The sequence below is a fragment of the Chitinophaga sp. RAB17 genome, from assembly GCF_052114225.1.
Classification (GTDB): Bacteria; Bacteroidota; Bacteroidia; order Chitinophagales; family Chitinophagaceae; genus Chitinophaga.
In genome coordinates this window covers 122,425-141,328 of sequence record NZ_JBFREI010000003.1, presented here as the reverse complement: position 1 = coordinate 141,328, position 18,904 = coordinate 122,425, and the positions used below count along the sequence as shown (strand labels likewise).

The window sequence follows — 18,904 nt, the reverse complement described above, 5'->3', positions numbered from 1 at the left end:
GTTATTAACAACTTAATAACCATATCCTCCTTGTTTCCCATTTAATTAGCCATATTTTTATGCCGTCTTTATATAATGTAAAAAATTTAATATTTGTAACCTATGCTCAACAAATCTGCCACCCAAAGGGTTAGCCTGGCCATGCTCATGGCATCTGCAGTTGTTTTTTCGGCCTTCCGTTCAGACCGGAATTCACAACAAAGTACTTATCTGCATAAAATATCTTCACCGGCAGGACAAACTGTGCTGGAATACAATGCGGATAAGACGATCAAAAAAATTGTACAGTTTCATAAAACAGAGAATGCAGCCTACAGCGATGTACAGCTCCCTGTTTATGAAAATGGTCGCCTGGTGAAAAGTCTTTTTGCGGACAACGAAACCGCCACCACCGGAGATCTTTATACCTCCTATGATTATGCAGGAGACAAAGTGGCTAAGATCAGTTACTACCGCGATAATGCAGTGTACACCTACGATTCACTGGTGTATAATGAAGCTGGTAAACTCGCCACCCGGTACCAGTTTGGAAAAAATCCGGCCAAAGGCACCTGGGAAAATACCGGCTACCAGCAATTTACCTGGGACGGAGAAGGAAATGTAACGCAGGTTGATAATTTTGGTAAACAACCAGGATACTCCAAATTCCTGCATACATCGGCGGTGGGCTATACCTACGATAAACAGCAGAATCCTCAGCAACAACAACCGGAACTAGCCAACCTGATGGATCTCAGCGCCGCTAACCTGTCTGCACACAATATCCTGACGGAAAATATCAGCAGCGTTAATTCTTCCCGCGTGGTAACCAGTACCTATTCGTATGCCTATAACGGTGGTAAATATCCTGTACGCGGTACTTATACATCCGGAATGGATGCTGCAGTGGTAAAACTGGAATGGATAAAGCTACAGTAAAGCAATAATCACTTAACTTTACAATATTAAAATAACTGTTCCGTTTTTATGAGGATGCAAACACTGTTTGGTGTATTGTTTTTGTTAGGTGGGATTTTCCAGGCTTTTACAGCTATATTGATCTATCAGGGGCACAAACACTATATTTTAAAGATTGCCAGTAAGAAAGTAAGTATGGTAATATATTTTATTATTGCCCTGTTATTGTTTTATCTTGCTTACGTAAACCTGGTTTAAACATTAAAATTTTGTTGAATTAGTATATGAAGCGACTAGTAGTAATCGTCTTGATTTTGTTGGGTGCAGGCAAAATATTTGCCCAGCAATCTTTCCTCGACAACCAGAAAATGTTTCCCAAAGTAGGGGAGGCATACCGTGAGAAGGAAGAGTTGCTGAAAAAAGAGTTCGAAAAGAAAGGTTTGACTTATCCTGCAAAGTATATGTTCATTCGTTCTTTCAAGCTCGACAGTGAGATGGAAATATGGGTAAAAAACAACGCATCGGATACCTTCCGCTTGTTTAAATCTTACCGTGTATGTACCTTATCAGGTAAAATGGGTCCAAAACGCAAGGAAGGCGACAGACAAGTACCGGAAGGCTTCTACTATATCAACGATTTTAATCCAAACAGTAATTATCACCTCTCACTTGGTATCAACTATCCCAATTTTTCCGATCGCATCCTGAGTGATGCCAAAAATCCGGGTGGTGAAATTTATATTCACGGCAACTGTATCACAGTGGGTTGTATTCCTTTGACAGATGAATTCATTGATGAGGTATACATCATGGCTGTAAACGCTAAAAACGCCGGACAGGATTTTATCCCGGTACATGTTTTCCCGGTAAAATTCGGTAATACCGGTTCTATGAACTATCTCGGTACGTTTACCCTGACAGATAGTTCTTCCAAGCAATTCTGGACAGAACTGAGAGGGGCGTACGATTATTTTGAAAAACACCATCGCCTGCCGGTAGTGCTGGTAGACGACAAGGGTAAATATATAATGTAAGCGTAAGGCATAAAGCCTAAGGCAAAAAGCTATTAAGGAGAATGAACAGGGCGGATAATCTTCGCTTTGGTCATTCTCCTTAATAGCTTTTTGCCTTAGGCTTTTTGCTTTATGTACTTTTTACACACTTTAATTTGGTTTTTAGCGTTTTTTTTTCCAACTTGTTCGAAGGTCAAATCAATTTACCAATATGCACAGAAGAGACGCAATAAGGAATGTGGCGATTTTGTTGGGCACCGCCATTTCCGCTTCCACGTTATCAGCTTTAGAAAGCTGTACAGGTTCCGCTCCGAAAAACTATGATTTGCAAAAGCCGGAAACAAAAGCCTTCCTGGCAGAAGTAGCGGAAACCATCATACCCAGAACCAGCACTCCCGGTGCTAAAGATGCCAAAGTAGAAGAATTCATCATCACGATGATGAATGATTGCTACAAGAAAGAAGACCAACAGGTGCTCCTGGATGGATTGTCGAAAATTGATGCTGCCAGTAACAAGGAATTCAAAAAAGGCTTCATAGACATTACTCCGGAACAACGCACCAAACTGCTCACTACTATCGAAGAAGAGCGCGTAAACTACAACAAGCGTAAAGATAAAAAAGAAGGAGATCCTACCCATTACTTCCAGTACCTGAAGGAATTAACCCTGCTGGGCTACTTCACTTCAGAGCCGGGGGCTACCAAAGCATTGCGTTATGTACCGGTGCCCACCAAGTTCGAAGGTTGTATTCCTTATACCAAAGGAGACAAAGCCTGGGCAGTGTAAAACTTCTTTTTATTCTTTAAATCTGATCATACATGAACCTGAATATAAAAGCACAGGAAGAGCATACCTATGATGCCATCGTGATTGGCTCTGGTATCAGTGGTGGCTGGGCAGCCAAAGAATTAACCGAAAAAGGATTGAAAGTACTCATGCTCGACCGTGGTAAACCACTGGAGCACGTAAAAGACTACGAGACTGCTACCAAAGATCCATGGGAATTCAAACACCGTGGCCGCATTACCGTAGATCAGCGCGAAACACATCCTAAACTGAGCCGCGATTATCCTTATAGTGAACACAACGAAAAATACTGGATTAACGATTCCGAAAGTCCATATAACGAAGTAAAACGCTTCGATTGGTATCGTCCCGATATCGTAGGTGGTAAGTCCATTATGTGGGGCCGGCAGTCTTATCGCCTGAGCGATATCGACTTTGAAGCCAATCTGAAAGATGGAATTGCGGTAGACTGGCCGATCCGTTATAAAGACATTGCGCCCTGGTACGACTATGTAGAGAAATTTGCAGGTATCAGCGGTTCAAAAGAAGGGCTGCCTCAACTGCCCGATGGTCATTTTATGCCAGCGATGGAAATGAACTGCGTGGAAAAAGATGTAAAGAAAAGTGTAGAAGACAAATTCAAGGGCCGCATCATCACCATGGGACGCGTGGCGAATATTACGCAGCCCCTTCCTGGTCGTGAAAAATGCCAATATCGTAATCTTTGTAGCCGCGGGTGTCCGTTTGGCGCTTATTTCAGTACACAATCCTCTACTTTGCCGGCAGCTGTAGCTACGGGTAACCTCACGCTCCGCCCTGATTCCATCGTAAACTCCGTGATCTACGATGAAAAATTAGGCAAAGCTACCGGTGTAAAAGTAATAGATAAACATACCAAGGCAACAGTAGAATACTACGCTAAAATCATCTTCATTAACGGTTCTACCCTGGGATCTACTTTTGTGATGATGAACTCCATCTCTTCCCGCTTCCCGAATGGACTGGGTAATGATAGTGGTGTGCTCGGTAAAAACCTGATGGATCACCACTTCCGCACCGGTGCTTCCGGTACTGCAGAAGGGTATGAAGATAAATACTATTTCGGTCGCCGTGCCAACGGTATCTATGTACCACGCTACCGTAATATTGGTAACGATAAACGTGATTATATCCGCGGATTTGGTTACCAGGGTGGCGCCAGCCGCTCCGGTTGGAGTCGTGGTATTGCTGAAATGGGTGTGGGTAAAGATTTCAAGGAAATGCTCACTGAACCGGGCAAATGGAGTATCGGTTTAGGCGGCTTCGGCGAATGCTTACCATATGAAGAGAATAAGGTAACACTGGATAGCTCCGTGAAAGATGCATGGGGTCAGCCTGTCCTGAAATTCGATGCAGAATTTAAGGAGAACGAAAAGAAGATGCGCGTAGACATGATGAATGATGCCGCAGAAATGCTGGAAGCAGCAGGTATGAAAAACGTGAAAACATACGACAACGGTTCCTACCCAGGTATGGCTATCCATGAAATGGGTACCGCACGTATGGGCCGCGATCCGAAAACGTCGATGCTCAACGGCTTCAACCAGATGCATGCAGTAAAGAACGTATTTGTAACAGATGGTTCGTTCATGACATCCGCTTCCTGTGTAAATCCTTCCCTCACCTACATGGCTATGACAGCCCGTGCGGTGGATTATGCGGTAAAAGAATTAAAGAAAGGCAATATCTAAAATTATAGTACTTAGCGGTCAGGGAATAACGCCTTTAATAAAGGGGGATGTCCTGGCCGCTAAGTGCTTTTAACACTCGATGATATGAATCTTAATATAAAGGCACAAAAAGAGAATACCTACGATGCCATCGTGGTGGGTTCCGGTATCAGCGGTGGCTGGGCTGCGAAAGAACTGAGTGAAAAAGGTTTGAAAACACTGGTACTGGAAAGAGGTCGTAATGTAGAACATATCAAGGACTACACCACCGCCATGAAAGCGCCCTGGGAATTTGCGCATCACCTCAACACCACCAATGAAATGCGGGAGAAACATCCTATCCAGAGCCGCTGCTATGCTTTTGACGAAGCAACACAACAGTACTGGGTAGATGATAAAGAGAATCCCTACAACGAGGTAAAGCCCTTTAACTGGCTGCGTGGATATCATGTAGGCGGACGCTCCCTGATGTGGGGACGGCAGGTGTATCGCTGGAGTGACCTCGATTTTGAAGCCAATGCGAAGGACGGGCACGGTGTAGACTGGCCTATCCGTTATAAAGACATTGCTCCCTGGTATGAATATGTGGAAAGATACATCGGCGTAAGCGGGCAGGCCGAAGGATTGCCCCAGCTGCCGGATGGCGTTTTTCTGCCACCCATGGATATGAATTGCCTGGAAAAACATGTGGCTGCCCGTGTAAAAGAAAAGTATAACGACCGTATCATCACCATCGGCCGTGTGGCGCACCTCACCAAAGGATTAAAAGATCGCGGTCCCTGCCAGTACCGTAACCTGTGTGCCCGTGGTTGTCCGTTTACCGGCTACTTCAGCAGCAACGGCGTTACCCTGCCGGCAGCAGCGGCTACCGGCAATATGACCCTGCGTCCTGATTCAATAGTACTGGAAGTATTATATGATAAAGACAAAAGCAAGGCGACCGGTGTAAGGGTAATGGATTCCCATACTTTACAAACAGTAGAATATTATGCAGACATCATTTTCCTGAATGGCTCTACCCTGGGTACCAGCTGGATCATGATGAACTCTGTATCTGACCGTTTCCCGAATGGTTTTGGTAACGACAGCGGGCAACTGGGACATAACCTCATGGACCACCACTTTGGCGTTGGTGCCGGTGGCGAGTTTGAAGGTTTTGAAGACCAGTATTACAACAGTGGCCGCCGGCCTAATGGCATTTATATTCCCCGTTTTCGCAATATCAACGACCAAACCATGCAAAAGGATTATGTGCGTGGATTTGGTTACCAGGGGGGCGCCGGCAGAGACAGGGGGACCAGTTGGGAAGGTATTGGCGTGCAGTTGAAAGAAGCACAGACAGAACCCGGTAAATGGAATATGGGCGTGGGCTCATGGGGAGAACATCTGCCTTATTTTGAAAATAAGGTAACGATGAATAAAACGAAGAAGGATAAGTACGGACTGCCAACATTGGACATAGACTGTGAGTTTAAAGACAACGAAAAGGCCATGCGCAAGGATATGCAGGCCAGTGCAATAGAAATGCTGGAGGCAGCAGGGCTGAAGAATGTGAGTGGCTATGATAGCGCACCTCCTCCGGGACATTGTATTCATGAAATGGGAACGGCCCGTATGGGTAAAGATCCCAAAACATCAGTGCTCAACGGTTTTAACCAGGTACATGCTGCAAAGAATGTATTTGTAACCGATGGCGCCTGTATGGCTTCCTCTTCTTGTGTGAATCCCTCTATCACCTATATGGCGCTTACTGCCAGAGCATGTGATCATGCTGTTAATGAACTTAAGAAAGGAAACATCTAGTAGAAATTACGAATTGGGAATTACGAATTACGGATTTGCGGGTAGACGAACATTTGTTTATCTACCTGCAAATCCGTAATTCGTAATTTCTAATTCGTAATTCTTAATATTTAACGTATTTTGTACGCTTATCTGCAACTTATTTGAACAATGAAAAAAGTAATCCTAAGCGGCATGCTGGCGTTATCCTGTTGGATGGGGCAGGCAGTGCAGGCACAAAACAAACATTCCTTTGCCTTGAGTAAAACTGATTTCATGCTGGATGGTAAGCCTTTCCAGATGATCAGTGGTGAAATGCATCCGGCGCGTATTCCGCATGAATATTGGCGTCACCGTATCCAGATGGCGAAAGCGATGGGCTGTAATACAATTGCGGCTTATGTTTTCTGGAACTATCATGAACCGGTAAAGGGACAGTTTGATTTCAGCAGCGGCAATCACAACATTGCAGAATTTATCAAAATAGCACAGGAAGAAGGTATGTGGGTATTGCTGCGCCCGGGTCCTTATGTATGCGCAGAATGGGAATTCGGTGGTTTACCACCTTACCTGTTGCAAACGCCGGATATCAAAGTGCGTTGTATGGATCCGCGCTATATACAGGCTGTTACCACTTATGTGGAACACCTCGCGGCAGAAGTAAAACCTTTGCTGGTTACCAATGGCGGTCCGGTGGTGATGGTGCAGATAGAAAATGAATATGGCAGTTACGGTAACGATAAAGAATATTTAAATACACTGAAAGACATGTGGGTGAAGAATGGTATCAATGTTCCATTCTACACTGCTGACGGTGCTACTGCCTACATGCTGGAAGCAGGTGGAGTAGAAGGAGCAGCCATAGGACTGGATTCCGGTGGCTCTGAAGCTGATTTTGCCGCTGCGAAAAAACAAAATCCGAATGTACCTGCGTTCAGCAGCGAATCGTATCCGGGTTGGTTAACACACTGGGGCGAACAATGGCAGCGTCCGGGCATTGATGGCATCTCTAAGGAAGTAAAATTCCTGATGGATACCAAACGCTCTTTTAACCTGTATGTCATTCATGGCGGAACGAATTTCGGTTATACTGCCGGCGCCAATTCAGGCGGTAAAGGTGGTTATGAGCCGGATGTAACCAGTTACGACTATGATGCACCTATTAACGAGCAGGGAAGCGCTACGCCTAAATACCAGGCCCTGCGTCAACTGTTGGGTAGTTATCTCCCGAAGGGCAAAAAATTACCGGCTGTTCCGGCACCTATCCCTACAATTACCATCCCGGAGTTTACACTCAATGCATTTACTTCTGTATGGGATCATCTGCCAACAGCGATGCATACTCCGCAACCTAAACCATTTGAGGCCTTTGGTCAGGACTACGGCTTTATGCTGTATAAAACCACGCTGATTGGACATAAGAGCGGTAAGCTGTCGGTGAAAGACCTGCATGATTATGCGACTGTATTCCTCAATGGAAAATACATTGGTAAAATTGATCGTCGCCTCGGTGAAAAAACCATTGATATTCCGGTGAGTGATGTACAAAATCCTGTATTGGAGATCCTGGTAGAAGGAATGGGCCGTATCAACTTTGCAGATGCACTCATTGATCGTAAAGGAATCACGGATCGTGTAGTCCTGAACGGTATGACACTGATGAACTGGGAAGTGTATGGTTTGCCCATGACAGAGAAATTTGTACAGGACCTCAGCGCCTCTGCTACAAATGCCACTAAACCAGGACAGTTCTTTAAAGCAACTTTTAACCTCGATAAAACCGGCGATACCTATATTGATATGTCTGCATACAAAAAAGGTATTGTTTGGGTAAATGGTCATAACCTGGGCCGCTATTGGGAAATAGGACCACAGAAAAGATTGTATTGTCCTGCTCCGTGGCTGAAGAAAGGTGCTAATGAAATAGTAGTGTTTGATTTACACCAGGAAGCAGCAGCGCCGGTATCGGGAGCAGCAGCCTTGTAAATAGCGGAAAGCTGAAGGCAGAAAGCAAAAAGCGATTGAAGCGAATGATGTATGCGGATCTTATTTTCGCTAATATCATTCGCTTCAATCGCTTTTTGCTTTCTGCCTTCAGCTTTCAGCTTGCACTATTGTGTACTTTGTACACTAACAAATATTTCTCACTGCCTTGCTTTTAACAACGAAAATTGCTAACTTAGGAATGGTGGTTTTTCATTTATTTACTTTCTTAAAATGCATGCCATGGGAAAGGTACGCAATATCCTGCAGGCTAAGGGTCATGCAGTATACTCCATAAACCCTGACAACACTGTCTTTGAAGCCCTTCAAATGTTGGTCGATCGTAACGTAGGAGCCCTGACGGTAGTCGACAGCCAGGATCATTTCCTTGGAATTTTTTCAGAACGTGATTATGCCCGCAGAGTGATCCTCAAGGGACGTGCTTCCAAAGAAACCCTGATCCGCGAAATCATGACAGAACGCCCTATTACAGTTACAGAAGAAGATTCCATTGAAGACTGTATGGGATTGATGACGGATAAAAGAATTCGTCACCTGCCTGTAATAGATGGACAAAACAGATTGATCGGTTTGATTTCTATTGGGGACGTGGTGAAATTTATTATAGATGACCAGCGTTATATCATTACCAGTCTGGAATGTTATATAACTGGCACGCATACCTGATTTTCGCAGTAGAAACAGTTTTGCAGATTCGTACTAATTTTTGTAACTTCAATTTCATATAGTCTTTACCGTAATGCAGCGAATGAAACGTTATGAAATCAGATCCATATCTGGTTCCCTCTTTGAAATAAGCGGTTTACAGACGTATATTAATGTTTAACAGATTTGTTACAGTAGATTGGAAAGCATACTACTGGTTTTTCCTAAAGACTGGCATAACGGACTTTTAAGTAAATCGCTCGGAGGGCGAACACTTTGAAAAGCGCTGTTTCTGACATCACCCCCATTTGGCCATTTTTAGCATATGGTGCTATTGTTGTGATACTCATCGGTATCATATTGGGCCTGTCTTATGTATTAGGCCAACGCCATAAAGACCGCGCAACAGGCGAGGCATACGAGTCCGGTATTATCTCCACCGGCTCCGCCCGACTTAGGTTCCCTTCTCAGTTTTACCTGGTAGCGATGCTGTTCGTCATCTTTGACATTGAAACAGTATTGATTATTTCCTGGGCAATTGCCTACAAAGAAGTAGGCTGGACTGGCTTTCTCGGTGTTTCCATTTTTATCTTCATATTATTGGCTGTACTTATTTACGAATGGCGTAACGGCGCATTGGACTTCGGTCCCGATGGGAAGAAAATATTACGCGCATACAAAAAAATGCGGAAGAAAAAATCCGCTAACGTTAACGGTTACACGGACATTAAGACTCCAACACCACAGGCACTTACGTAACAGCAGCATGTTGATTTTATGATTCACGCATAACGTAAATCAACTCTTTTATGAAATGGTGGCTGACCAACGCAAATGATGTATCGGGCAAAGTTTCCGGCAATACTTCTATGGAAGAAGTAATCCAGCAAAGTGTGATGCTTACTTCTGTAGAAAGTCTCCTGGCCTGGGGACGAAAAAACTCGCTTTGGCCTTTTCACTTCGGCCTTTCCTGTTGTTTTGTAGAGATGGCAACTGCTATGACCCCCAAATATGATGTAGCCCGTTTCGGTGCAGAAGTAATCAGAGGTACTCCCCGTGAAGCAGATGTGATGATCATTGCCGGTACAGTGTTCATCAAAATGGCGCCTGTCATACAACGTTTGTATGAACAGATGATGGAACCCCGATGGGTAATATCTATGGGCTCCTGCGCCAATTCCGGCGGTATGTACGACATCTACAGCGTGGTACAGGGAGTAGATAAATTTTTACCGGTAGATGTATATGTACCCGGTTGCCCCCCGCGCCCGGACGCATTTATGCAGGGCCTCGTGATGCTGCGCGACACCGTAGGTAAAGAGAAACGACCACTCAGCTGGGTGATCGGAGAACAAGGCGTGATCAGACCCGAAAAGATTTCCATGAAAGATACCCTGCGTGAAAAACGACAGCAAATGACGGAATTTAAAACACCCGACGAAATATAGTGGCAGCAGTTAGCTTTTAGCGGTTAGCTTTTAGATTATAGCGAAAGCTAATCACAGGAGACTAAAGGCTAAAAGCTAACCGCTAACTGCTAAAAGCTAACAGCTAAAATCCATTCTATGCCCGAGCGCATTGCAGCGGAATTAAGCTCCCGTTTTGGTGATATCACCTTTCAGCCACAGGCTACACGGGATGGGACGCCTACCTTCTGGACGCCACAGGAGAATATTGTGGCCGTACTACAGTTTCTTAAATCTGAAATACAAATGCCCTATCGCATGCTCTATGACCTCACGGCCATTGATGAGCGTGCGTATAAACGGCAACAGAACGGGCATAAACCCTATGATTTTACCGTTGTTTACACACTTTTTTCCTTCGACAGAAATGAATTCCTGCGTATCAAAGCCGGTCTCCACGGCGAATACCCTGCGCTGGACAGTATTACCCCCATCTGGACTTCCGCCAACTGGTACGAACGCGAAGTGTATGATATGTTCGGCATCCGGTTCAATGGTCACCCCCTGCTAAAACGCATTCTTATGCCTTCCACCTGGGAGGGGCATCCGCTCCGCAAGGAGCACCCGGCACGCGCTACTGAAATGGGGCCATTTAAGCTCTATGACGAGAAGCAGGATAGGGAGCAGGAGGCCCTGCGGTTTAAACCCGAAGAATGGGGCTTAAAACGCCATAGCGAAGATGCTGACTTCATGTTCCTCAACATCGGCCCTCAACACCCCGGTACCCATGGCGTATTACGCATTATCCTGCAATTAAACGGAGAAGATATTGTAGATGCCGTACCGGACATCGGTTTTCACCACCGTGGCGCCGAAAAAATGGGAGAACGGCAATCCTGGCATACCTATATTCCCTATACCGATCGTATTGATTACCTCGGTGGCGTGAATAACAACCTGGCCTATCTGCTGTCGGTAGAACAGCTGGGAGGTATTGATGTACCGCTCCGGGCCCAGGTAATCCGTATTATGCTCTGCGAACTGTTCCGCATTGCCAGCCACCTGGTATGGTATGGCACCTTTGCCCAGGACCTGGGACAGCTATCTCCTGTATTCTATATGTTCACCGACCGTGAACGCATCTTCGAAATCATTGAAGCCATCTGCGGCGGCCGTATGCACCCCAACTGGTTCCGCATAGGCGGCGTAGCCCAGGACCTGCCCAACGGCTGGGAACCATTGGTGAAAAACTTCATCAGCTATTTCCCGAAACAGCTGAAAGAATACGATAACATGGTGATGAAAAATTACCTGTTTAAAGCCCGGACAAAAGGCATTGGTATCTATACCCTGGAAGAAGCCATTGACTGGGGCGTCACCGGCCCCGGACTCCGAGCCTGCGGCATGGAGTGGGACATGCGCAAGAAAAGGCCCTACGGAGGTTACGAGAACTTTGCTTTCGAGATACCGGTTGCTCACAACGGTGATTGTTACGACCGCGCGGTAGTACGGGTAGAAGAAATGCGGCAGAGCCTCCGCATCATCGAACAATGTGTGGCCTATATGCCATCCGGCGATTATAAGTCGCACCACCCGCTGGCTACGCCTCCGGTAAAAGCACGCACCATGCAGGACATAGAAACACTCATACACCATTTCCTCAACGTAAGCTGGGGGCCCGTTATTCCTGCAGGTGAGGCCATGGTGGTTACCGAGGCCACCAAAGGATGGAACAGCTATTACCTCGTCAGCGATGGCAATACTTCTGCCTACCGGACAAGAGTACGAACGCCCTCGTTCCCGCACATGCAAATGATTCCGCTGATCAGCCGCGGTTATACGGTGGCAGATCTGCTTTCTATACTCGGAGGAATGGATTATGTACTTGCAGATATTGACAGATAACCTGATAACATATGCTTTCTGCTATCGAAATAGAACAAATCACACATGAGCTGCAACAGGTGCCGGTAAAAAAGGCCGCCTGTATCGAAGCCCTGAAAATTGTACAACAACAACGCCGCTGGGTATCTGACGACAGCGTGGCCGATATTGCCCTGCTGCTGGACATGAGCACCGCGGAAGTAGACAGCGTGGCTACTTTTTATAACCTGATTTTCAGGCACCCTGTAGGTCGTCACGTCATTCTGCTCTGCGACAGTATCAGTTGCTACGTGATGGGCTATACGGAAATAAAGCAGAAACTGATGGAGCTGCTGCAGATAAAATATGGACAAACAACACCCGATGAACGCTTTACGCTGCTGCCCAATGCATGCCTCGGTACCTGCGATCATGCACCGGCACTAATGATTGATAATGACCTCTACAGAGATCTGAAGGAAGAAGATCTTTCACAAATACTGGATCAATATTTATGAATATGGAACGTCCGCTCACACAACATATTCCCGCTTCGGGCGCTGCACTTCATCTGAAGGAGTACGAAGCAGTGGGCGGGTACTCCGCACTGCGCAAGGTATTGCAGGAGCTTACGCCGCAGGAAGTAACCGGAAAGGTCAAAGATGCGAATCTCAAAGGGAGAGGGGGCGCAGGTTTCAGCACTGGTATGAAATGGAGTTTTGTACCCATGAATGTGGACGGCCCCAAATACCTCGTTGCCAATGCTGATGAAATGGAACCCGGTACTTTCAAAGACCGGTGGCTGCTGGAAGGCAATCCGCATCAGCTGCTGGAAGGAATGATCATTTCTTCCTATGCGATACAGGCCACACAGGCGTTTGTATTTATGCGCTGGGCATATAAAGAAGCTGCGCACATCATGCGCCAGGCCATTGCAGATGCTTATGCGGCAGGCTATCTCGGTAAAAATATACTAGGTAAAGATTACAGCCTGGAAATGCAGTTGCATACCGGCGTAGGCAGATATATGTGCGGGGAAGAAACAGCCCTGCTTAACTCACTGGAAGGTAAGCGTGCCGTACCCCGCGCCAAACCACCGTTTCCACAGGTAAGTGGATTATTTGGTAAACCTACAATTGTGAACAATGTAGAAACATTGTCTTACATACCGCATATCATGAATAACGGAGGCGATTGGTTTAAATCACTGAGCTATACCGCCGACGGGGGTACGAAAATATACGGTGTAAGCGGAAAGGTTAACAAGCCCGGTGCCTGGGAACTACCTATGGGGGTTACTATGCGGGAATTGCTGGAAGAACACGCAGGAGGCATGAAAGCCGGCTATCGCTTTCGCGGTGCACTGCCTGGTGGCGCTTCAACTGATTTCCTAACCGATGCCCATCTGGATGTGAAAATGGATTTCGCAGGAGTAGCGGCCGCAGGAAGCCGCCTGGGTACCGGCACTATGGTCGTATTAGATGATCGTACCTGCCCGGTTGGTTTTGTACATAACCTGGAACATTTCTTCGCACAGGAATCATGCGGCTTCTGTACGCCCTGCCGCGAAGGACTGCCCTGGACAGAAAAAATATTATATGCTTTGGAACAGGGACACGGAACGTATGCAGATCTGGAACAACTGGAAATGCATACGAAACTGCTTGGCCCCGGAAATACCTTCTGTGCATTGGCACCTGGTGCCATGGAGCCTTTACAGAGTGCACTGAAATATTTCCGGGAAGATTTTGAGCAACACATCAAAGATAAAAAATGCCCATATGCCCATTATTAACATCGATAATAAAACCTATGAAGTAAAGGAGGGCAAGAACCTGCTGGAAGCTTGCCTGTCGCTTGGTTTAAACCTTCCTTACTTTTGCTGGCACCCGGCCCTGGGGTCAGTAGGTGCCTGCCGGCAATGTGCTGTGAAAGTTTTCAAAGACGAAGAGGACACCAAAGGAAGAATTGTGATGTCCTGCATGGAGCCCGTAAAAGATCAGCTGCGTTTATCCATTGATGATAAAGACGCAAAGGATTTTCGTGAACATGTGATCGGCTGGCTGATGACCAATCACCCGCACGATTGCGCGGTATGTGATGAAGGCGGTGCCTGCCACCTGCAGGACATGACGGTGATGACCGGACATTCCTACCGCGATTATCATTTTACCAAACGAACGTATAATAATCAATATCTCGGGCCATTTCTTAACCACGAAATGAATCGCTGCATACAATGCTATCGTTGTGTGCGTTTTTATAAAGACTTTGCAGGTGGTAAAGACCTCGATGTATTTGCTGCGCATAACCACGTGTATTTCGGACGTCAGCAGGAAGGTACCCTGGAAAGTGAATTCAGTGGCAACCTGGCAGAGATTTGCCCTACCGGCGTATTTACAGATAAAACCCTCAAACAGCATTATACCCGCAAATGGGACCTTACTTCAGCCGCTTCTGTATGCCAGGGCTGTGGCCTTGGCTGCAACATCCTGGCCGGCGAAAGATACGGCGCCATCCGGCAGATTACCAACCGTTTTAACGGCGCGGTAAATGGATATTTTCTTTGTGACCGTGGCCGCTACGGCTATGAATTTGTAAATAGTGAACAGCGTATTAAAACACCGATGGTATATCATGGGCCTGCCGAACAGGCAAATGGTATCCCGATATTGCAGCATATTCATCACCGGATGAAACCCGGTAAAACAATAGGTATTGGTTCTCCGCGTGCTTCATTGGAATCCAATGCAGTATTAAAAGAACTGGTAGGAGAAGACAATTTTTATCTGGGCGTTTCCGCCGCAGATCATGACCTGGTATCCCTTTCCCTCAGAATACTTCAACAAGGCCCGGTACGCGCCGCATCGCTGCAGGAAGCAGCAGCAGCAGATGTGGTGCTGATCCTGGGAGAAGATGTGACCAACACAGCGCCTATGCTGGCCCTGTCTGTACGACAGGCCATACGTCGTATTCCGGTAAACGAAGTAATCAACAGTGTACACATGCCGGCCTGGCAGGATGCTGCGGTGCGTGAGGCCGTTCAGGATAGCAAAGGCCCGCTGTATATCCTGAATGTACAGGAAACCAAACTCGATGAACTGGCAGCAGGTGCCTGGCATACTGCTCCTGACAATATTGCACGTATAGGCTTTGGCGTTAGTCACCTGCTGAGCGATAAAATGCCGGTAGTCAATGGCATGTCGGAGCAGGGTAAAGCCATCGCCATAGAAATTGCCAACGTATTAAAGACGGCCAAAAATCCGCTTATCATTGCCGGCTACGGCAGTGGCAGCGAAGCCGTGATCAAGTCGGCTGCCAATGTAGCCTGGGCACTGCATGACCTGGGCATCGATGCCATGCTCACCTTTACCGTTCCGGAATGCAATAGCATGGGACTGGAAATGCTAGGTGGCCATCGCCTGGAATCAGCAGTAGATCGCGCGCTGAATAATGAAGCAGATACGGTAATTATCCTTGAAAACGATCTGTATCGCCGGTTAAATCAGCACAGGGCCGATCTTTTTTTTAGCAAGGTACATGATGTGATTTTACTGGATCATCTCTATAACGCTACTGCAGAAAAAGCGACTATAATATTGCCCGCCGGCACCTTTGCAGAATCTGATGGCACGCTGGTGAACAACGAAGGACGCGCCCAACGTTTCTTCCAGGTCTTTTCGGCGAAGACGGCTGTGCAGGAGAGCTGGCGCTGGCTGTTACAAATAGCCGCCGGTAACGGGCATGCCACGCTGTCTAAGCTGCAACACCTGGATGATGTGGTAAGCCATGTTGCGGCCACCTGGCCGGTCTTTGAAGGCATCGATACACTGGCACCACATGCGGATTTTCGTATTGCCGGTCAGAAAGTACCGAGAGAACCGCATCGTTACAGTGGTCGCACGGCCATGCAGGCGAACCTGCAGGTGAGTGAACCCAAGCCGCCGGAAGATACTGATACCGCCCTCTCTTTTACCATGGAAGGATACCGGGGAGAACCACCTTCTTCCATGATTCCTTTCTTCTGGGCGCCGGGATGGAACTCTGTACAATCCGTGAATAAATACCAGGTGGAAACCGGTGGTCCCCTGCATGACGGCAACGGTGGTAAACGCTTAATTGCTCCTCACGTTAACGGACACACGCCGTTTTATACGGAGGTACCAGAGCCCTATCTGGCAATGACGGAACACCTACTGCTGGTGCCACTCTATCATATTTACGGATCAGAGGAACTGAGCGTGCATACGCCCGGTGTGGCAGAGCGTATTCCTGCACCCTATATTATGCTGCACAGTGAAGATGCGAAAAGGCTACAGGTGGCAGCAGGGTATCTGTTACATTTTAAAGACAACGGTCACAACTATACGTTGCCGGTGATCATCAATGATACATTGCAGCAAGGGGTAGCTGGTATACCTGTAGGCCTGCCGGGCATACAGATTGCAGAAGCGCCACAGCTGATAAAAGTATAACGATATGACAAACTTCTGGTGGATCATAGGAGGGGTGCTATTTGCACTGTTAAATACGGCGGCCGGTCTTATCTGGGTAGAACGCCGGATGCTGGCGCTGTGGCAGGATCGCTACGGACCTAACAGGGCCGGACCTTTTGGACTGCTTGTGGTACTGGCCGATACGATTAAATTGTTTTTTAAGGAAGACTGGATTCCTCCTTTTGCAGATAAAGTAGTGTTTGTATTTGCGCCGGCAGTGGTAATGCTCAGTGTACTCATGAGCTTTGTAGTGATGCCTTTTGCACCTAATATTATTGTGGCAGACTTAAATATTGGCCTGCTGTTTTTCCTGGCCATGTCTTCATTAGGCGTGTACAGCGTAGTGCTGGGCGGTTGGGCTTCCAACAACAAATATGCGCTGTTGGGGGCTATGCGGGGGGCTTCTCAAATGATCAGCTATGAAGTATTTATGGGGCTTGCGTTGATGGGAGTGGTGGTATTGAGCGGCTCTTTTAACCTGCGCGAAATAGTGGAAGCACAAAGAACGGTATGGTTTATTGTACCGCAGTTCATTGGATTTCTCATCTTCCTGGTAGCAGGAGTGGCGGAAACACATCGGCTGCCGTTTGATATACCAGAGGCTGAAAGTGAGCTGGTAGCGGGCTTTCACTCGGAATATTCCGGGATGAAATTCGGGATGTTTTTTATAGGAGAATACCTGGGCATCACCCTTATTTCCGGTATGCTGGTCACGCTGTATTTCGGTGGCTGGCTGGGACCTGCTTTCCTGCCGCCGGTAATATGGTTCGTTATAAAAACTTTTGCCTTCATTATGCTATTCATTCTGTTCCGGGCATCTATGCCACGGCCCCGGTATGATCAGCTGATGGAGTATGGATGGAAGGTATTATTTCCGTTATCGATATTAAATCTGATGGTAACGGCGGCGATCAAACTTTGGTTAAATACTTAAAACTCAAAATAATGCTTAGTCTGGTAAGAAGTATGTGGCTGATTTTCCTGCATATGTTCCATAAGCGGGAAACCTTTCAGTATCCGGAGCAGAAAGCGCCGTTGCCGGCCCGCTGGCGTGGCCGCATAGCACTCACCCGTGATCCGGACGGAGGCGAGCGTTGTGTGGGTTGTTATCTCTGTGCAGCTGCCTGCCCGGTGGATTGTATTTCATTACAGGCAACGGAAGATGAATCCGGCAGAAGATATCCTGAATTTTTCCGTATCAATTTCTCCCGTTGTATTTTTTGTGGTTTCTGCGAAGAAGCTTGTCCCACTTACGCGATACAGCTATTGCCCGATTATGAAATGGCGGAGTACAACCGGCAAAACCTGGTGTATGAAAAGGAAGATTTGCTGATCAACAGTCAGGGCAAGTATCCTGGCTATAATTATTACAATGTAGCGGGTATGGCTATACGAGGTAAAGATAAAGGAGATGCCCAGCAGGAGGAACCACCAGTAGATGTAAAAAGTTTAATGCCATGATCGGACCCGCATTCTATATCGCTGCAGCTATTGCCATCTTAGCTACTATTATGGTGATTACACGCTATAACATTATGCATGCGCTGTTATACCTGGTAGTATCCTTACTGGCAGTGGCAGTAGTATTGTATCTCTATGGTGCACCTTTTATGGCAGCATTGGAGGTGATTGTTTATGCCGGCGCTATTATGGTACTGCTGATATTTTTCGTGATGATGCTGAATCTCGGCAAAGAGTCTGCTGCACAGGAGAAGCTATGGTTGAAGCCCCGTATCTGGATCTTTCCTTCCTTGCTTTGCATCATCCTGTTGGGAGAACTGGTGTTTCTTGTTTTACAGAATCGTCAGCCTGCCGCAGAAATACAGGTGGTGGATCCCAAAGCCGTAGGAATGGCGTTGTTCGGGCCATACATCCTCGCGGTAGAACTCACAGGCATGTTGCTGATGGCGGGTATTGTGGGCGCGTATCACCTGGGGCGTCAGAAAGAAAAAACATTACACCGGTTCCTTGAAAATAATGAACTATGAACGTGCATCCTACTACCGCGGGTATGTTGCTCGCCGGCGTTTTATTTGTGCTGGGGCTGATCAGTATACTGGTGCGCCGCGACATTATTTTTATGTTGTTGTCAGTAGAAGTGATGCTCAATGCTGCAGGACTGGCCTTTGTGGTCGCGTCTTCCCACTGGGGGACGGCAGATGGACAGGTGATGTTCATCTTCATACTGGCAATGGCAGCAGCAGAAGTCTCGGTTGGCCTGGCACTGATATTACAGTTATACCATCAGCTCAAAACATTGGATAGTGATGAAGCCGCAAAAATGAATGGATAAAAAATCTTT

The 18,904-nt window shown here is 46.8% G+C and carries 17 protein-coding genes; all 17 read left to right on the top strand.

The features are described from left to right. Positions 1 to 102 precede the first annotated feature (102 nt). The 17 genes from AB4Z08_RS12470 (at position 103) to nuoK (ending at position 18,895) form a co-directional block, all read left to right on the top strand. The gene (locus AB4Z08_RS12470; protein WP_441574067.1) at positions 103 to 918 is read left to right on the top strand and encodes a hypothetical protein; all 816 of its coding nucleotides are present in this window, start codon (positions 103 to 105) and stop codon (positions 916 to 918) included. 263 nt (positions 919 to 1,181) lie between these two features. Continuing rightward, entirely contained in the window at positions 1,182 to 1,931 is a 750-nt protein-coding gene (locus tag AB4Z08_RS12465) for a L,D-transpeptidase family protein (RefSeq protein WP_441574066.1), read from the top strand. A 190-nt stretch (positions 1,932 to 2,121) separates the two neighbouring features. Beyond that, positions 2,122 to 2,697, top strand: a complete 576-nt coding sequence (locus AB4Z08_RS12460; protein WP_441574065.1) for a gluconate 2-dehydrogenase subunit 3 family protein — start codon at positions 2,122 to 2,124, stop codon at positions 2,695 to 2,697. A 32-nt stretch (positions 2,698 to 2,729) separates the two neighbouring features. Beyond that, complete coding sequence (locus AB4Z08_RS12455; protein WP_441574064.1) at positions 2,730 to 4,427, top strand: GMC oxidoreductase; 1,698 nt, start codon at positions 2,730 to 2,732, stop codon at positions 4,425 to 4,427. Between the two features lie 84 nt (positions 4,428 to 4,511). Further along, positions 4,512 to 6,209 carry a GMC oxidoreductase gene (locus tag AB4Z08_RS12450; protein WP_441574063.1) on the top strand — a complete coding sequence of 566 codons (1,698 nt, stop codon included), beginning with the start codon at positions 4,512 to 4,514 and terminating at the stop codon, positions 6,207 to 6,209. A 150-nt stretch (positions 6,210 to 6,359) separates the two neighbouring features. Beyond that, on the top strand, positions 6,360 to 8,174 hold the full coding sequence (locus AB4Z08_RS12445) for a glycoside hydrolase family 35 protein (protein WP_441574062.1): 1,815 nt from the start codon (positions 6,360 to 6,362) through the stop codon (positions 8,172 to 8,174). 240 nt (positions 8,175 to 8,414) lie between these two features. Continuing rightward, entirely contained in the window at positions 8,415 to 8,858 is a 444-nt protein-coding gene (locus tag AB4Z08_RS12440; protein WP_441574061.1) for a CBS domain-containing protein, read from the top strand. A 318-nt stretch (positions 8,859 to 9,176) separates the two neighbouring features. Continuing rightward, positions 9,177 to 9,596: an NADH-quinone oxidoreductase subunit A gene (locus tag AB4Z08_RS12435; RefSeq protein WP_441574060.1), complete on the top strand. Its 420-nt coding sequence runs from the start codon at positions 9,177 to 9,179 to the stop codon at positions 9,594 to 9,596. Positions 9,597 to 9,646: 50 nt separating this feature from the next. Next, positions 9,647 to 10,285, top strand: a complete 639-nt coding sequence (locus tag AB4Z08_RS12430; RefSeq protein ID WP_441574059.1) for an NADH-quinone oxidoreductase subunit B — start codon at positions 9,647 to 9,649, stop codon at positions 10,283 to 10,285. A gap of 117 nt (positions 10,286 to 10,402) precedes the next feature. Further along, a complete protein-coding gene (gene nuoC / locus AB4Z08_RS12425; RefSeq protein ID WP_441574058.1) occupies positions 10,403 to 12,148 on the top strand; it encodes an NADH-quinone oxidoreductase subunit C/D in 1,746 nt (581 codons plus the stop codon). A gap of 11 nt (positions 12,149 to 12,159) precedes the next feature. After that, entirely contained in the window at positions 12,160 to 12,624 is a 465-nt protein-coding gene (gene nuoE, locus AB4Z08_RS12420; protein ID WP_441574057.1) for an NADH-quinone oxidoreductase subunit NuoE, read from the top strand. 2 nt (positions 12,625 to 12,626) lie between these two features. Then, on the top strand, positions 12,627 to 13,901 hold the full coding sequence (nuoF, locus tag AB4Z08_RS12415; RefSeq protein ID WP_441574056.1) for an NADH-quinone oxidoreductase subunit NuoF: 1,275 nt from the start codon (positions 12,627 to 12,629) through the stop codon (positions 13,899 to 13,901). Continuing rightward, on the top strand, positions 13,888 to 16,581 hold the full coding sequence (gene nuoG, locus AB4Z08_RS12410; protein ID WP_441574055.1) for an NADH-quinone oxidoreductase subunit NuoG: 2,694 nt from the start codon (positions 13,888 to 13,890) through the stop codon (positions 16,579 to 16,581). The genes nuoF and nuoG overlap by 14 nt, the downstream gene beginning before the upstream one ends. Positions 16,582 to 16,585: 4 nt before the next feature. After that, entirely contained in the window at positions 16,586 to 17,536 is a 951-nt protein-coding gene (gene nuoH, locus AB4Z08_RS12405) for an NADH-quinone oxidoreductase subunit NuoH (RefSeq protein WP_441574054.1), read from the top strand. An 11-nt stretch (positions 17,537 to 17,547) separates the two neighbouring features. Next, complete coding sequence (gene nuoI / locus AB4Z08_RS12400; protein WP_441574053.1) at positions 17,548 to 18,063, top strand: NADH-quinone oxidoreductase subunit NuoI; 516 nt, start codon at positions 17,548 to 17,550, stop codon at positions 18,061 to 18,063. Further along, a complete protein-coding gene (gene nuoJ, locus AB4Z08_RS12395) occupies positions 18,060 to 18,590 on the top strand; it encodes an NADH-quinone oxidoreductase subunit J (RefSeq protein ID WP_441574052.1) in 531 nt (176 codons plus the stop codon). The genes nuoI and nuoJ overlap by 4 nt, the downstream gene beginning before the upstream one ends. Beyond that, entirely contained in the window at positions 18,587 to 18,895 is a 309-nt protein-coding gene (nuoK, locus tag AB4Z08_RS12390; RefSeq protein ID WP_133810298.1) for an NADH-quinone oxidoreductase subunit NuoK, read from the top strand. Before nuoJ ends, nuoK begins: the two co-directional genes overlap by 4 nt. Positions 18,896 to 18,904 lie beyond the last annotated feature (9 nt).

Excerpts from the sequence above, each read along its gene's own strand:
- AB4Z08_RS12470 (WP_441574067.1), top strand. The coding sequence starts at position 103 with ATGCTCAACAAATCTGCCACCCAAAGGGTTAGCCTGGCCATGCTCATG.
- AB4Z08_RS12465 (WP_441574066.1), top strand. The coding sequence starts at position 1,182 with ATGAAGCGACTAGTAGTAATCGTCTTGATTTTGTTGGGTGCAGGCAAA.
- AB4Z08_RS12460 (WP_441574065.1), top strand. The coding sequence starts at position 2,122 with ATGCACAGAAGAGACGCAATAAGGAATGTGGCGATTTTGTTGGGCACC.
- AB4Z08_RS12455 (WP_441574064.1), top strand. The coding sequence starts at position 2,730 with ATGAACCTGAATATAAAAGCACAGGAAGAGCATACCTATGATGCCATC.
- AB4Z08_RS12450 (WP_441574063.1), top strand. The coding sequence starts at position 4,512 with ATGAATCTTAATATAAAGGCACAAAAAGAGAATACCTACGATGCCATC.
- AB4Z08_RS12445 (WP_441574062.1), top strand. The coding sequence starts at position 6,360 with ATGAAAAAAGTAATCCTAAGCGGCATGCTGGCGTTATCCTGTTGGATG.
- AB4Z08_RS12440 (WP_441574061.1), top strand. The coding sequence starts at position 8,415 with ATGGGAAAGGTACGCAATATCCTGCAGGCTAAGGGTCATGCAGTATAC.
- AB4Z08_RS12430 (WP_441574059.1), top strand. The coding sequence starts at position 9,647 with ATGAAATGGTGGCTGACCAACGCAAATGATGTATCGGGCAAAGTTTCC.
- nuoC (WP_441574058.1), top strand. The coding sequence starts at position 10,403 with ATGCCCGAGCGCATTGCAGCGGAATTAAGCTCCCGTTTTGGTGATATC.
- nuoE (WP_441574057.1), top strand. The coding sequence starts at position 12,160 with ATGCTTTCTGCTATCGAAATAGAACAAATCACACATGAGCTGCAACAG.
- nuoF (WP_441574056.1), top strand. The coding sequence starts at position 12,627 with ATGGAACGTCCGCTCACACAACATATTCCCGCTTCGGGCGCTGCACTT.
- nuoG (WP_441574055.1), top strand. The coding sequence starts at position 13,888 with ATGCCCATTATTAACATCGATAATAAAACCTATGAAGTAAAGGAGGGC.
- nuoH (WP_441574054.1), top strand. The coding sequence starts at position 16,586 with ATGACAAACTTCTGGTGGATCATAGGAGGGGTGCTATTTGCACTGTTA.
- nuoI (WP_441574053.1), top strand. The coding sequence starts at position 17,548 with ATGCTTAGTCTGGTAAGAAGTATGTGGCTGATTTTCCTGCATATGTTC.
- nuoJ (WP_441574052.1), top strand. The coding sequence starts at position 18,060 with ATGATCGGACCCGCATTCTATATCGCTGCAGCTATTGCCATCTTAGCT.
- nuoK (WP_133810298.1), top strand. The coding sequence starts at position 18,587 with ATGAACGTGCATCCTACTACCGCGGGTATGTTGCTCGCCGGCGTTTTA.